Below are 13,335 nucleotides of genomic sequence, written 5' to 3' on the forward strand. Positions count from 1 at the left end.
TTTTATTTGCTCCCTTGAATTAAAGTATTTACACCCGAAATAAAACTTTCCCATTCATTACGTAAGCTCTGTAGTTGTTCAATCCCTAGTTCGGTAATCTGATAATATTTACGCGGCGGGCCTTCTGTTGATTCCATTAAATATGTTGTAAAAAGACCGTCTTTTGTTAACCTGCGTAACAGCGGGTATACCGCTCCTTCTGATATTTCAATTTGTGTAGAAATTGCTTGCACAAGCTCATATCCATACATATCTTTCTTTTCCAGTAAGGCGAGGACACATAAATTCAACACGCCTTTTTTAAATTGAGGATTCATTATTTCACCTCACTACTATTTAATATATAATAGTGTAGCAAACACTACTGTTCATTGCAAGGTAGTGTACAAAAAATAATTGTGCTAAGATTTATCCTCAGCACAATTTTCGTTCGTTAAAACCTTCTATATGGTCTGTCGTTCGAATAATGGATTGCCGTCCACATTAACGTCGCGATTAATACTAACTCAAAGGCATTTGTAATCGCGTCACTACCAATATCAATCGGAACTGCACTACCGATTGTCATAACAATTGTACCGACAAGCATCCACCACCATTTTCTTTTCCGGGCAAGCATGATCGCAGCGATTAATAAGGCCACAAGAACAATCAAAATCATTGGGGGCGGTCCGGAAGCTGCTTCTGTTGTACTGTAGCTTATTACACCATACGATTCCTCCGGCGCTAGTTCCAGCCCACTCAGTTCCGCAAAATATTCAACAATCATTGCAACAACCCATAAAGCGCCAAATGTAAACGAAACCCATTCCTTATAGGCAAAATGAAGGTTTGCCTCTTTCATTATAAACAGGGAAAAAAGTATTAAAGTAGGTGTGAATATTGCATGGAGCCAAAATCTGCCATAACTTAGGTTTTCAAGCAGCTCTCCCTCTCCGATAACATGGCCTAAAGCTAATATTGCATTATCATAAATTAGGGCAGCAATAACTAAAAATAAAATGGCGGATGCAGTTTTTTTATGTTTTGCCATTCCCCAGACGAAGATGGCAATATAGGCAATCGTGAAAAGTCCGAATATATAAGGATCCATCATACCCCTCCTTTTAATTACTATTCTTTCCCCTTTACCCCAAAATTAAGTTATTAAATATTTCAAGATTAGAAAGGGGCACGAGCGGGAACTATTCTTTAGATGAATAAAGGGGGAACTATTTATGGAATTACACAATGGTTTATTATTTTGGCCGACTACACTTGTAAAAAAACCTCACACGAACCCACCAATTAAACCTCATTATGACGCGATTATCGTAGGTGCCGGAATGAGCGGGATATTGACGGCGAAAGCACTAATTGATGAAGGATTATCAGTAGCCGTTATAGAACGAAATGAACTCGGCTCAGGCAGTACTTCGGCCAATACAGGACTACTTCAATATTCAAATGATATTCAATTACACGAACTTTGCGATTTAATTGGAGAAGAGGATGCTGTACGTTTTTATAACCTATGCTTGGAGGCAGTTGACCAGCTTGAAAAAACTGCCCAGCCGTTAAAAGATCAGGCAGATTTCATTCGACGTCCGAGCATCTGTTTTGCCAGTGAAAAAAAAGATGTATCAAAACTTGAGCAGGAATGCGAGATTTTAGTAAAGCACGGATTCTCTGCTGAGTTTTGGAATGAACTTGTCGTAGAAAAGCGCTTACCATTTAAAGCACCTGCTGCTCTGTACACAAATAATGATGCGGAAATGAACCCTTACAAATTCGTTGTTTCGTTAACTGCACAGCTTATTACTAAAGGACTAGATTTATTTGAAAATACGTACGCCAATATTATAGAGGACGAAGGAAATGACATTATTTTGCACACAATGAACGGCATTTTTAAAACATCCCGTATTATATACACGACCGGATATGATCGTCTTCCTTATGGAAAAATGAAGGGGGCTGACATTAACCGTTCCTATGCGATTGTGACAGAGCAAAAACCAACCTTTGAGAGCTGGTATGAAAATGCACTCATTTGGGAAACTGCCCGCCCATATTTGTATATGCGAAAAACGGTAGATCACCGCATTATAATCGGAGGATTAGACGAAAAAAAAGCCAATCCTGCCAAGCATGAATCAAAAGTGGAAGCAATGGCAAATATGCTGCTTGATAAACTTCATGAATTAATACCTGGCGAAACCTTCCATGCACCGTATAAATATTGTGCTTCCTTCGGTGAGTCATTAGACCATCTACCATTCATCGGACAGCACCCAGAACAGCCAAATCACTATTACCTGCTTGGATTTGGAGGGAACGGCACGGTTTATAGCATGCTTGGCTCCCAAATAATTGCTGATTTAATCATGAATCGACCGAACGACGATGCACGTCTTGTGACATTGGACCGGAAATATGGAATTAAATAACCATAAAGTCCCCTATTGCTGGAATTCTATTTTTAATTCCGCTTCTTTGTTATAAGCTATTAAGTAAAAGGGGTGCTTTTTTATGGTTTTTAAATCAAAGGTGGATATTTGGATGGCGTTCATATTTATTCTTGTGCCATCCTCAATGATATACGGGGTCATTACCGAGCCAAGTGCTGTTTTACTGCTTGTTACGGCATTCATTATTGTTTTATTATGCATACTGTTTTTCGGTACCAAATACGTAATTGAAGCGGATGAACTCATCGTTTACGGCGGTATTTATAAGAAGCGGATTCCTATTAAGCAAATACGAAGCTTGCGTCCATCGAAAAATCCTCTATCGGCTCCGGCAATGTCGATCGACCGTATTGAAATTACATTTGATCCTCATATTCAGGTCATTCTTATATCCCCAAAAGAAAAGGAGCTGTTTGTAAAAAAGCTTCTTGAAATCAATCCAAGTATTACACTCAAGTCGTAAGAAGTCCACGCAAATTGTATCAGCAATCTGCGTGGATTTTTTACACGAGTATCCCTTTTTCACTTAAACGTTTTGAAAAATCATCAATTGTTAAAGGACGACTATAATAGTAACCCTGTACAAATTCACAATCAAATTCCCGTAAAAGGTGTAAATCTGCATGTTCCTCAACACCTTCTGCCACTACTTTTAAATTAAGTGCCCGTGCCAAAGAAATCATCGCGGAAACCATGGCAATGTCTGCGTTGTTCTTATACATTTCGTGAATGAACGTACGGTCGATTTTTAATAAATCTACCGGAAATTTCTTTAAATAGCTTAATGAGGAATAGCCAGTCCCAAAATCATCAATAGCTAACGTAATATCCATTTCACTTAATTGCTTGATCGTATGGAGCAAATCTGAATTTTGATCTAAGAAACTCATCTCTGTTATCTCGATTTCCAGTGCGCTTGGAGAAATTTCATGCTGCTGTAAAATTCGATTTAAGCGCACAATAAAGTTTTCTGCTTTTAAATGGTTCGGTGAAATATTAACAGCCACACGGAGGTTTAAATTATATCGTTCATTCCATTCTGTTACTTGGCGACCTGCTTTAGCAATAACCCACTCACTAATATCACTGATCAAACCAAACTCTTCCGCAAATGGTATGAACTGATCCGGTGGTACGAAACCAAGCTCATCATCAAACCAGCGAATCAGGGCTTCCATACCTTCAATTTTATTTGTTTGCAAATTCACTTTCGGTTGATAATACAGTTCAAATGCCTCTTTTTTAATGGCATCATGTAACTTTGTTTCCAATGTTAGTAGTTGATTATACGAAAAACGCTGTTGCTTTTTATAAATGACAAAACCTTTGTTATTGCTTTTTTTCGCCTCATACATCGCAATATCAGCATATTTTAAAATGTCTTGTGCCGAATAGCCATGTTCCGGGTAACTTACCGCCCCGATACTGATCGAAGCATAAAAAGTATGGTTATTTAAATTAAATTGGCTTTTAAATAGTGCTTGTATATCCTCTGCAGCACTTTCCAGTAGATCTGAATTTCTTAAAATACAGATGAATTCATCTCCGCTCAAACGATAAAAAGATATAAACGGACTAGTCAATGTTTTTGTTCGCTCCGCAATTTCTGCTAAAAACATATCCCCGACATGGTGCCCTAAACCATCATTTATATTTTTAAACCGATTGACATCAAATAACATGAGTGAAAATGGCTGTTGTTCAACTTCGATTAGCGTTTTTAAATCATTAAGCAACATCCGGCGATTTGGCAGTCCTGTCAGATCATCATGGTGTGCAATATGTATCATTTCCCCAATCTTCTTTTGTGCGGTAATATCTGTACGAATCGAAATATACTGATAGGGCTTTCCTTTCGCATTCAAAAACGGTACAATCGTCGTCTGTACCCAATAGATTGAACCATCCTTTGCGCGGTTACACACTTCTCCGTTCCATGTCTTGCCTGAACTTATCGTACGCCACATTTCCTTAAAAAAAGTTTTGGGATGATAGCCTGAATTTAAAAGACGGTGATCTTTACCAATGAGTTCACAACGTTCGTATTTGGAAATTTTACAAAATCGGTCATTTACAATTGTGATAATGCCTTTTTGATCTGTAACTGCCAAAATGGACGATTCGTCTAATGCAACTTTAATATTTTGTAATTCTTCTACAGTCAATTGCATTGAACCTAGTACATTTGTATCTTCTATTTTTACCATCTACCCACCAACTTCTATTTAGTGATTCTTTTCTAGTGCATTTTCGGAAAATTTGCATTCTTTAATTCATAATTATAGTTCTTAGTTAATGATTTTGGTAGTTCTTTTAGATTATATCGCCTTTTTTTCATAATTTTTTATTTTTTCCATTTCATTTTGTAAATAAAAATAATAGTTATCTTTTTCCTAACTGTAAATTTCTAGAAATATTTCATGGGGATTCTCTATTAAATGTTCAAAAACCTCTTCTTTCGGTGGAATATTCTGATAAAATGATAGTAATTTCCAGTGAAAGGATTGATGAAAATGAAAATATTTATGAAGGTGATTGAAAAGTAATCTTTCGACTCTTTTCAATCAGATGAACATCAAATTATTTTGAAAAGAGGAAAACAATGTACACAGATCAGGAATTAACTATCCGACCAATAACAGAACAAGATATGGAACGCTTATGGGAACTGATATATAAAGATGAACAGCCCGAGTGGAAAAAGTGGGATGCGCCGTACTATCCGCATAGAGCGATTCCTTATGAACAATTTATCCAGACAAATCAGGATTGGATCGGGGATGAAAGCTTTTGGGTCATTGAAGTATCGGGAGTCGTTCGCGGAATTATCTCCTACTACTGGGAACACGAACCTTCAAAGTGGCTGGAGATGGGCATTATCCTGCATGAAGGGCATTTATGGGGAAAAGGCATCGGAACTCGAGCATTAAAATTATGGATTGCCCATTTATTTCATACAATGCCATTAGTGCGTGTTGGTTTTTCGACATGGTCAGGCAACGAACGCATGATTCGTGTTGGCGAAAAGCTCGGAATGCAGCTAGAAGCAAGAATTCGTAAAGTCCGCTATTACAAAGGGCATTATTATGACTCGATTCGCATGGGGTTACTTAGAGAAGAATGGGAAGCTTTGAATAACGACTAATTTTTCAGGGGTGGAGAAGATGAGCGTAAAAGAGAAACTGCAAGCAAACTATGAGAACATGGTTGAAATTCGAAGACATCTGCATATGTATCCGGAGCTTTCATTCAAAGAAGTTAATACACCAAAACTAATTGCTGAAAAGCTTCGTTCTTTTGGTATTGAGGTAAAAGAAAATGTTGGCGGAAATGGCGTCGTTGGCCGCTTAGAAGGCGCTTACGACGGACCGACAATTGCGTTCCGCGCCGATTTTGATGCACTTCCGATTCAAGATGAAAAAGAAGTACCTTACAAATCGAAAGTCGATGGAGTAAGCCATGCTTGTGGTCATGATATCCATACAGCCGCACTGCTCGGTTTAGCAAAATCACTTGCTGACAACCATGATGCGCTTCACGGCAATATTGTATTCATCCATCAATTTGCGGAAGAAGTCGTACCAGGCGGTGCAAAAGCTATGGTAGAAGCAGGTTGCCTGGAAGGCGTCGACTATGTGTACGGTTCACATGTATCTTCATGGAGCGAATTAGGTACTGTACTGTTTTGTGAAGGCTACGCAATGGCGGCTGCGGACTTCTTTGAGCTTACTATTCAAGGTAAAGGCGGACATGGCGCATCACCTCATGAAACAATAGACCCGATTGTTGCAGCGGCACAGTTTGTATTTGGAGTGCAGCCGATCGTCAGCCGAAATACAGATCCAATTGAATCTGCTGTTATTACAATCGGAAAAATTGAAAGTGGCACTGTCGGCAATGTCATTCCCGATAAGGCCCATTTAACGGGGACTGTTCGTACATTCAATCCAGCAATCCGCGATATGGTGGAGCAAAAGTTAAACAACTTATGCAAAGCGATTGAAATTCAGTACGGGGCCAAACTTGAATTTAACTATACACGTGGTTATGACGCTGTATATAATCACCCGGCAGAAACAGCTATGCTTCGAGAAGCTGTTTCAATCAACCTGCCAGATTTGCAAGTACTAAATGCCCCACCTCGCATGGGTGCAGAAGACTTCACCTATTATTTACAGGAAAAGCCGGGGACATTTTTCTTCACAGGTGGCGGCAATAAGGAAATTGAAGCTGTCTATCCGCATCACCATCCAAAATTCGATGTGGATGAACAGTCCATGCTGAATATTGCCGATGTGTTTGTGGAGGCATTGAAGCTTCATGGGGTTGTAAAATAAAATTAATTTTAATTTGAGCTATCATGTTCTAAAAGGAGGTTATAGAGATGAAAAAAGAAAAAAATGAGCTGCTGGAATGGATCAAAGTTATCGCCATAACCGCCTTGTTTGTTGTAGCAATCCGGACGTTTATTTTCACTCCGATCGATGTGAAAGGTGCTTCCATGATGCCGACATATGAAGACGGAGACCGGATTATCGTCAACAAAATCGGAAAGACGCTTCATGATTTTGAGCGATTTGATGTCATTGTATTCGATGGTTTAGAAAGTGAGTATTTTATTAAACGAATTATCGGCCTTCCAGGTGATCAAATCGAATATAAAGAGGATGTACTTTATATAAATGGTCAGAAAGTCGATGAGCCCTATTTGGATGAATACAAATCTTCTCTTAACGATACAGGTGATTTGACTCCTGACTTCACGCTGGAAGATCTGGCAGGTGTATCAGAAATTCCGAATGACTATTATTTTGTAATGGGCGACAATCGCCGCAAAAGTAGTGACAGCCGAGATCCACGCATTGGTCTTGTCTCAAAGGAACATATTCTTGGCTCTACATCTATCCGATTTTACCCGCTCGACTCATTAGGTTTGGTGAAATAATCCGAAAAACAGACTTGCCGTGATTGCTTTCTTTAGCAATTGCGGCTTTTTTGTATTTAATTAAGCATAAAATAAATTACATAATGACATATATAAATTGCATTTAGAATTATATATTGTATAATAAGCTTAACAATAAATTTGGGGAGGGAATATGATGGGATTTTGGAACAAAAAAGTGGTCGATGAGCGCGTGTACAACATGCAAAATAAAATTTACCGGGAAATATATTTACTCACGATGATGATTGTTCTCGTGTCGATTGGGGTTAAATTTTATCGCTTCGGAGTAAGTATGGAGTCAGTTACTACAGAGATAGTCATTTTAATAGGTGTCAGTTTATACTACGGCTTCCGTTCCTCACAACTTGGAGTATTTTCGGATGAAGTTGAACTTCATGATGCCAACAGCAAATTTTCATACAGCACAAAACAGCTAATCATCGGTATTGGCATGGGGCTGGTTATCGCACTTTTCATGGGGATTAATAGTGCGTACCAGTATGCAGACAGTTCATCTCAGGCTATTGAATATTTCTTTTTAGTATTTTTCGTTTCACTCATTATTTACGTTCCATTTTATTTACTGCTTTTATTTGCTGCCTATAAAAGTGCCTTGAAAAAAAGCCAAAAGGTAAACAGCAAAATGCTTGAAGAAGATGATGATGTGGGGCGATACCAATGAAAAATATCCGCTTAAAGATGGCCCGGATTGAACATGATCTATCACAGGATGAGCTCGCAAAAAAGGTTGGGGTCACACGCCAAACAATCGGACTCATTGAGCTTGGCAAATACAATCCGACATTAAGTGTATGTATCGCAATATGTAGAACATTGAATAGAACTTTGGATGAACTATTTTGGGATGAACAATCCGAATAAAAGCAATCATTATAAAAAGGAGCATAAAAGTTTTTTCACTTTTACGCTCCTTTTAATTTCCTATAATTCTAGCTTATACAATTGATCATCCTTTTCTTCTGGTGTACCTCGCCCGTCCGTATTATTCGTAATCCAGTACAATGTATTCTCTTCAATCCATACATCGCGGATTCTGCCTACATTATTGACGATTTCTTTTACTTCTTTTGACTTTAAATCGAATTCGAGCAATGCTGTCCCCCGGAGTGCCGCAACATATAGTTTGTTGTCATAGAATGCTATACCTGAAGGGGCCCATGTACTTTCACTCCCCGAGGTGAACAAAGGGGATATGAATCCTTCTTGCTCTTCCTCTCCTTCAATTATAGGCCAGCCGTAATTTTGTCCAGCTTCAATTTTATTAATTTCATCATGTGCGCTTTGCCCATGCTCACTTGCATACATTGTTCCATCAGTTGACCAGGTGATGCCTTGCGGGTTTCGGTGTCCGTAGCTGTACACGTATAAATGCGGAAAAGGATTATCGTCTGGAATGCTTCCGTCCAAATTCATGCGCAATATTTTCCCGCTAAGTGTAGTCAGGTCCTGTGCAGTTTGTGGATTCGATGCATCACCTGCTGTCACATAAAGCTTTTGATCCGGGCCGATCTTTACGCGTCCGCCGTGATGATATTTACCACTAGGTATTTGATCAAGAAGTAACCGCTTCTCCCGCCAGCTATCATTCTCCTGTTGAAGCACTACAATTCGATTATACTGCTCACTTGCTGTTTCATACGTATAATAAGCGTAGGCTTCATTTGACTGTACAAAATCCGGCGCCAGTACAAAGCCAAGCAGCCCTGCCTCAGATGCAGTGGAAAGTGTTTTTTCAAGTTTTACAGCCTGCCTTGTCATTTCCCCTTGCTCTACTTTTACAATATGCCCTGTTCGCTCCGTTATATAAAAAGTGTCTCCAAGTTTATTAATAGCCCATGGTGCTTCAAGATTGGTAGCGATTGTTTTGTATTGTTCTATACTTTGAGAGTTATTTGCGACGGTAGAGGGTTGTATTTCATTTGTGGAACATCCTGTTAAACATAACAACGTAATCCCTACTCCAACAAATGATTTCTTCAAAGAAAAACCTCCCTTTGCGATACATATTGTTTCGTCATTTCCTACACTAAAAGTCTATAAAAAATGGGTGTTTCGTTGCATCCAAGCAATATTCTATTCTTTGTCGAAAGTTTCCGGCTGTCACCATTTCAAGGGCCTCTTCAATCGGAAAATACCCAACTTCCAAACTTTCTGGAGAAGTTGTCGTTGTCCCCCCGATTGGTTTCGCTAAGAACAGCGTATTGCAAATACATTTCTCTACATTTTGAAAAATACCGCAGAATTTGAGTATCTCCACATCGATTCCCGATTCTTCTTTTGTTTCCCTAATCGCTGCAGCCGTCAAAGACTCGCCTTCTTCTACTTGACCACCCGGCATCTCCCAACCTCTTTTTGGTCCTTTAATAAGCAGAATCTCATTTTTACTGTTCAGTACAATCGTTGCTGCAGACAAAATATGTTTCGGGGTTGTATTTATTACTTGCTGAATTTGTTCCAATCTCATCAGTCCTTTTAAAAGTATCTATATCGCATATTTTAAAAGGTTCTATAGAGGAAATTTAAAACCCTGCCATTACGAGAATCTTTCTTTAATCCTGCATTTTCTAATTAACAAACAACGATACAAACGCAACGCCAAATATAATTACTGATACAACCCAAAAGAGAATTCCTGACTGTTTATTTTGAGTCCGGTCCGTCTGTATTCTCTAAATCCTATTATCCCAAACATCGCACTCATAAAGATAAACATAAGCGGCTGCAGGTGGAAGCGATCTGTAACCAAACTATAAATACAAATCAACGTTGCCATAAATGCAAAAGTTAGTTGAAAGGCAACAAGTATATCAACTTTCATATCCTTCATTTGTAACTCCCACCTCAATTCATGATATGAAACTAAATAAGTTTCCCCTTAAAATATTCTTCAGCTAAAATAGCTAAATAATCCATATCTTCATAAACATTCTCTTTTAAAAATTCCTGTCTGTGGCGGCCTTCCCATTCCATTCCGGACTTCTCCATCACTTTTCTTGAAGCGATATTTCTAACCATGCAGCGGCTGTAAATTCTATTTAACTGATGTTCCTGAAATCCGTAATCAATTATTTTTTTGCAAGCTTCTGTTGCATAGCCATTGCCCCACTCCGACACATCGATAAAATAGCCCACTTCTGCATTGCGGTGGTTTTTTGAAACCGTAACGAGCCCGCAATTCCCGATATAGCGGCCGCTCTCTTTTAAAAACACTGCAAATTCATAGGCCGTTCCTTGCTCAAAGCTTTTTTGCAAATAGGAAATCCACTGATCTACAACTTCACGTGGATACGGATGCGGAATCATGACCATTGTATCCGCAATCTCCCTATGCTTTACTACTTCAAAAATTGCATCTGCAACTTCAACTTCATATGGCTTTAATATGAGTCTGTCCGTTTCTAAAATCATTTCCTCATCCCCCTAAGTTATTGAATGAAATATTCCATGTAAATATCATTTTCCTTAAAACCGACTTTTTTGTATAACGGTTTTCCCATCGGCGAAGAAATTAAAAATATGTGTTGTACACTTCTTCCTTTTGCTTCTGCCAACAGTCGCTCAACCAATTGTTTGGCAAGCCCCCGACCTCTGCTTTCCGGCGTTGTGTACATATTTAAAATATACCCGCGAATGCCTGTAGGATTGAAATAACTAGGGGGAAAGGAAATAAACTGAATGCCCCCTGTAGCGATTACACTTTTCTCTTCCTCAATGATCCATTGAACAAATTGGTCAGCGTTCAATTGCTTCTCAAAAAAATTTCTTAATTGTTCATCGATATTGGGAGATACCGTTTGCCCTTCCTCCACTAATAATCGCTTACGTAAATCTATTAATAATTCCATATCATCTGTAGTAGCCAATCGATATTCCATTCAAATCCACCTTCCTAATTTTATTGCAAGCTCTTCTATTTCCTATCTATAATGACGAGCTTTTTCGTCTTGAACTTTTCTGAAACAGCATAAATAAGTGTAATTATAAGCGCTGTAATACACGGATAACCTACCATCACAACAATGTTTGTATGTTCGACTAAACTGAATTCTCCCCACTCAAGCCATAGACGCCAGCCCATTCCGAGAGCACTGAATATTAACGAAATGAAAAAAACCAGTACCGTTTTGTGAATAAAAATCCCAACGAAGACATTTGCAATAACAATATAGATAAGGAAAACAATAAATGAAGAGCCTAAATCAAATCCCTTTAAATTTGGAATCACATAAGTAAAGGATATTCCCGTAAAAAACAGAATCGTGATGAGATTGAAAATTATAAAATGTTTTCTATTCTTTTCTATTTTTTATAATCATCTGTACCGAACATTCAATTCACCTCTTTTACTTATTGTAACAATTAATGGAATATATAGGAGCAGCAAATCATTATTTGCACTCGGAAACTTTCCGAATTTTCTAACGTCTGTTTTTCATATATCTGAATGGAGGGGGATTAATATGCAGAAATTAAATTCAATCTTTTTAAGAACGTTTATTATTTCAACTGGTGTACTTGTATTATCATTATGTGTATTTATTTTACCGGGTGTGGCTCAGAAAACTGCGCATTTAAATCCGGAAGTCGCCTACCTGCAATATCCGATTTTGTTAGGTATGTATGCGACCGCAATTCCATTTTTCTATGCGCTTTATGAAACATTGAAGATGATTGCTATTATTGAGCGGGAATCTGTTTTTTCCAGTCGTCTTGAACAAGGATTAAACTATATAAAATATTGCGCCTATGTCATTCTCGTTTTGTACATTTCGGGCTTCTTCCTGCTCGATTATTCAAATGCACTGCCGCCATTAGTGGCAGTGATCGGTATTGTTATTATTATAATTACCACGCTTGTTGCTACAGGCGCGGCATTTTTAAAACATGTACTTATAAAAAGCCGGTTGAATGTGAATTAAAAACAACCACTCCGATCATCTTTCGGAGTGGTTGTTCTATCTCTATTATTTTATTTCACTAATATCCAATAGCTTTTCTGCGGTGCTGTTAACATTTCCGTAGGCATCGTTCAGTTCATGCATACTTGTGGCAAACTGTTCTGTAAATGCTGCGATTTGACTTGTCGATCCATTAACTTCCTCGATGGAAGTACGGATTTTATTAAGCTGCGCAGCAATTTTTTCTGCGCTATCTTTGCTATTCTGCGCCATTTTTTGAATTTCCTTCGCTACGACGGCAAATCCTCTTCCATGCTCGCCAGAACGAGCCGCTTCAATCGATGCATTTAATCCTAAAATTTGTGATTTTGATGCAATTCCTTTTACAAGTTCGACCATTTGGTTTATTTCCCCAATATCGGCCGTCATCATTTCTGTTGATGTGACAAGGCCATCCAAGCGGTTTGATACATCCATGCTCGCCGCCGTTAACTCTTCATTCGTTGCAGTCATTTCCTCTACCGCACTCGATAATTCTGTCGCTAATTGACGCATGGAATCCATTTTTTTGTTTGAGATAGTGGCACTTACTACACCTATTATGTCTGTTCCATCAAAAATTGGTTGTGCTGATGAAATATAAGCAAACCCAAATCTTTCCGGACCCTTTTCTTCTCTTATAAAACGCTTTGTCGTCAATGCACGCTCTGTAACGGTGCCGCGGAAATCTACCATTTTCAACCCTACATTAATTTTTAAATCAATAAACTTGCCTGGTAAGTATCCCACTACCTCTTCATTGCTTGCTACAATGATACAAGCATCTTCCGGAAAAGTTGCCTGATATAGCTCCATCGTATCTACTACGGCTTGTAATTTTGTATGCATGCCCATCTCCCCTTTGAATGTATTATATAATAGATAATAATACCTTAATATCGTAATCTTTCGAAATGTTCATGAATAAACTCTGCTATATGTTCTCATAAAAAAATCCCCTTCTCTATAAAAGAAGGGG

General features: G+C 38.4%; 18 protein-coding genes. 8 read left to right on the forward strand and 10 right to left on the reverse strand.

Annotated features, from left to right (window positions below):
* Positions 1 to 2 precede the first annotated feature (2 nt).
* Entirely contained in the window at positions 3 to 317 is a 315-nt protein-coding gene (locus MHB58_RS19120) for a PadR family transcriptional regulator (protein WP_008405902.1), read from the reverse strand.
* A 116-nt stretch (positions 318 to 433) separates the two neighbouring features.
* Positions 434 to 1,093 (reverse strand): phospholipid phosphatase, encoded by a 660-nt coding sequence (locus MHB58_RS19125; RefSeq protein ID WP_340735839.1) that lies wholly within the window; start codon positions 1,091 to 1,093, stop codon positions 434 to 436.
* A 124-nt stretch (positions 1,094 to 1,217) separates the two neighbouring features.
* Between MHB58_RS19125 and MHB58_RS19130 the strand changes: the two genes are divergently transcribed.
* Together MHB58_RS19130 and MHB58_RS19135 are read left to right on the forward strand one after the other, a co-directional pair.
* A complete protein-coding gene (locus tag MHB58_RS19130) occupies positions 1,218 to 2,429 on the forward strand; it encodes an NAD(P)/FAD-dependent oxidoreductase (RefSeq protein WP_065216108.1) in 1,212 nt (403 codons plus the stop codon).
* Between the two features lie 82 nt (positions 2,430 to 2,511).
* Positions 2,512 to 2,913, forward strand: a complete 402-nt coding sequence (locus MHB58_RS19135) for a PH domain-containing protein (RefSeq protein ID WP_065216107.1) — start codon at positions 2,512 to 2,514, stop codon at positions 2,911 to 2,913.
* Positions 2,914 to 2,953: 40 nt separating this feature from the next.
* On the opposite strand, the gene MHB58_RS19140 is transcribed toward MHB58_RS19135, so the two are convergent.
* Positions 2,954 to 4,657 (reverse strand): bifunctional diguanylate cyclase/phosphodiesterase, encoded by a 1,704-nt coding sequence (locus MHB58_RS19140; RefSeq protein ID WP_340735840.1) that lies wholly within the window; start codon positions 4,655 to 4,657, stop codon positions 2,954 to 2,956.
* A gap of 395 nt (positions 4,658 to 5,052) precedes the next feature.
* On the opposite strand from MHB58_RS19140, the gene MHB58_RS19145 reads away from it, so the two are divergent.
* The 5 genes from MHB58_RS19145 (at position 5,053) to MHB58_RS19165 (ending at position 8,280) form a co-directional block, all read left to right on the forward strand.
* The gene (locus tag MHB58_RS19145; protein ID WP_340735841.1) at positions 5,053 to 5,595 is read left to right on the forward strand and encodes a GNAT family N-acetyltransferase; all 543 of its coding nucleotides are present in this window, start codon (positions 5,053 to 5,055) and stop codon (positions 5,593 to 5,595) included.
* 19 nt (positions 5,596 to 5,614) lie between these two features.
* Positions 5,615 to 6,787, forward strand: a complete 1,173-nt coding sequence (locus tag MHB58_RS19150; RefSeq protein WP_014822473.1) for a M20 metallopeptidase family protein — start codon at positions 5,615 to 5,617, stop codon at positions 6,785 to 6,787.
* Positions 6,788 to 6,834: 47 nt separating this feature from the next.
* Positions 6,835 to 7,395: a signal peptidase I gene (gene lepB, locus MHB58_RS19155; protein WP_340735842.1), complete on the forward strand. Its 561-nt coding sequence runs from the start codon at positions 6,835 to 6,837 to the stop codon at positions 7,393 to 7,395.
* A 157-nt stretch (positions 7,396 to 7,552) separates the two neighbouring features.
* Positions 7,553 to 8,080, forward strand: coding sequence for a DUF6773 family protein (locus MHB58_RS19160; protein WP_014822472.1), 528 nt, complete (start codon positions 7,553 to 7,555; stop codon positions 8,078 to 8,080).
* Positions 8,077 to 8,280 (forward strand): helix-turn-helix transcriptional regulator, encoded by a 204-nt coding sequence (locus tag MHB58_RS19165; RefSeq protein ID WP_008405912.1) that lies wholly within the window; start codon positions 8,077 to 8,079, stop codon positions 8,278 to 8,280. The genes MHB58_RS19160 and MHB58_RS19165 overlap by 4 nt, the downstream gene beginning before the upstream one ends.
* A gap of 60 nt (positions 8,281 to 8,340) precedes the next feature.
* On the opposite strand, the gene MHB58_RS19170 is transcribed toward MHB58_RS19165, so the two are convergent.
* The 6 genes from MHB58_RS19170 to MHB58_RS19190 form a co-directional block, all read right to left on the reverse strand.
* A complete protein-coding gene (locus MHB58_RS19170; RefSeq protein WP_065216104.1) occupies positions 8,341 to 9,399 on the reverse strand; it encodes a PQQ-dependent sugar dehydrogenase in 1,059 nt (352 codons plus the stop codon).
* 46 nt (positions 9,400 to 9,445) lie between these two features.
* Positions 9,446 to 9,877 (reverse strand): NUDIX hydrolase, encoded by a 432-nt coding sequence (locus MHB58_RS19175; protein ID WP_014822470.1) that lies wholly within the window; start codon positions 9,875 to 9,877, stop codon positions 9,446 to 9,448.
* Between the two features lie 106 nt (positions 9,878 to 9,983).
* Complete coding sequence (locus MHB58_RS20345) at positions 9,984 to 10,049, reverse strand: hypothetical protein (protein ID WP_369051730.1); 66 nt, start codon at positions 10,047 to 10,049, stop codon at positions 9,984 to 9,986.
* Positions 10,025 to 10,246 (reverse strand): DUF3953 domain-containing protein, encoded by a 222-nt coding sequence (locus MHB58_RS19180; RefSeq protein WP_008405920.1) that lies wholly within the window; start codon positions 10,244 to 10,246, stop codon positions 10,025 to 10,027. Before MHB58_RS19180 ends, MHB58_RS20345 begins: the two co-directional genes overlap by 25 nt.
* A 32-nt stretch (positions 10,247 to 10,278) precedes the next feature.
* Positions 10,279 to 10,827 carry a GNAT family N-acetyltransferase gene (locus tag MHB58_RS19185; protein WP_008405921.1) on the reverse strand — a complete coding sequence of 183 codons (549 nt, stop codon included), beginning with the start codon at positions 10,825 to 10,827 and terminating at the stop codon, positions 10,279 to 10,281.
* A 17-nt stretch (positions 10,828 to 10,844) separates the two neighbouring features.
* The gene (locus MHB58_RS19190; protein ID WP_008405922.1) at positions 10,845 to 11,294 is read right to left on the reverse strand and encodes a GNAT family N-acetyltransferase; all 450 of its coding nucleotides are present in this window, start codon (positions 11,292 to 11,294) and stop codon (positions 10,845 to 10,847) included.
* 585 nt (positions 11,295 to 11,879) lie between these two features.
* Here MHB58_RS19190 and MHB58_RS19195 point away from each other — a divergent pair.
* Positions 11,880 to 12,338, forward strand: coding sequence for a DUF2975 domain-containing protein (locus tag MHB58_RS19195; RefSeq protein ID WP_340735843.1), 459 nt, complete (start codon positions 11,880 to 11,882; stop codon positions 12,336 to 12,338).
* A 45-nt stretch (positions 12,339 to 12,383) separates the two neighbouring features.
* Here the strand turns inward: MHB58_RS19195 and MHB58_RS19200 are convergent, their stop codons facing one another.
* Positions 12,384 to 13,205, reverse strand: a complete 822-nt coding sequence (locus tag MHB58_RS19200; protein ID WP_340735844.1) for a methyl-accepting chemotaxis protein — start codon at positions 13,203 to 13,205, stop codon at positions 12,384 to 12,386.
* Between the last annotated feature and the right edge of the window lie 130 nt (positions 13,206 to 13,335).

The organism is Solibacillus sp. FSL K6-1554, assembly GCF_038005185.1.
Classification (GTDB): Bacteria; Bacillota; Bacilli; order Bacillales_A; family Planococcaceae; genus Solibacillus; species Solibacillus silvestris.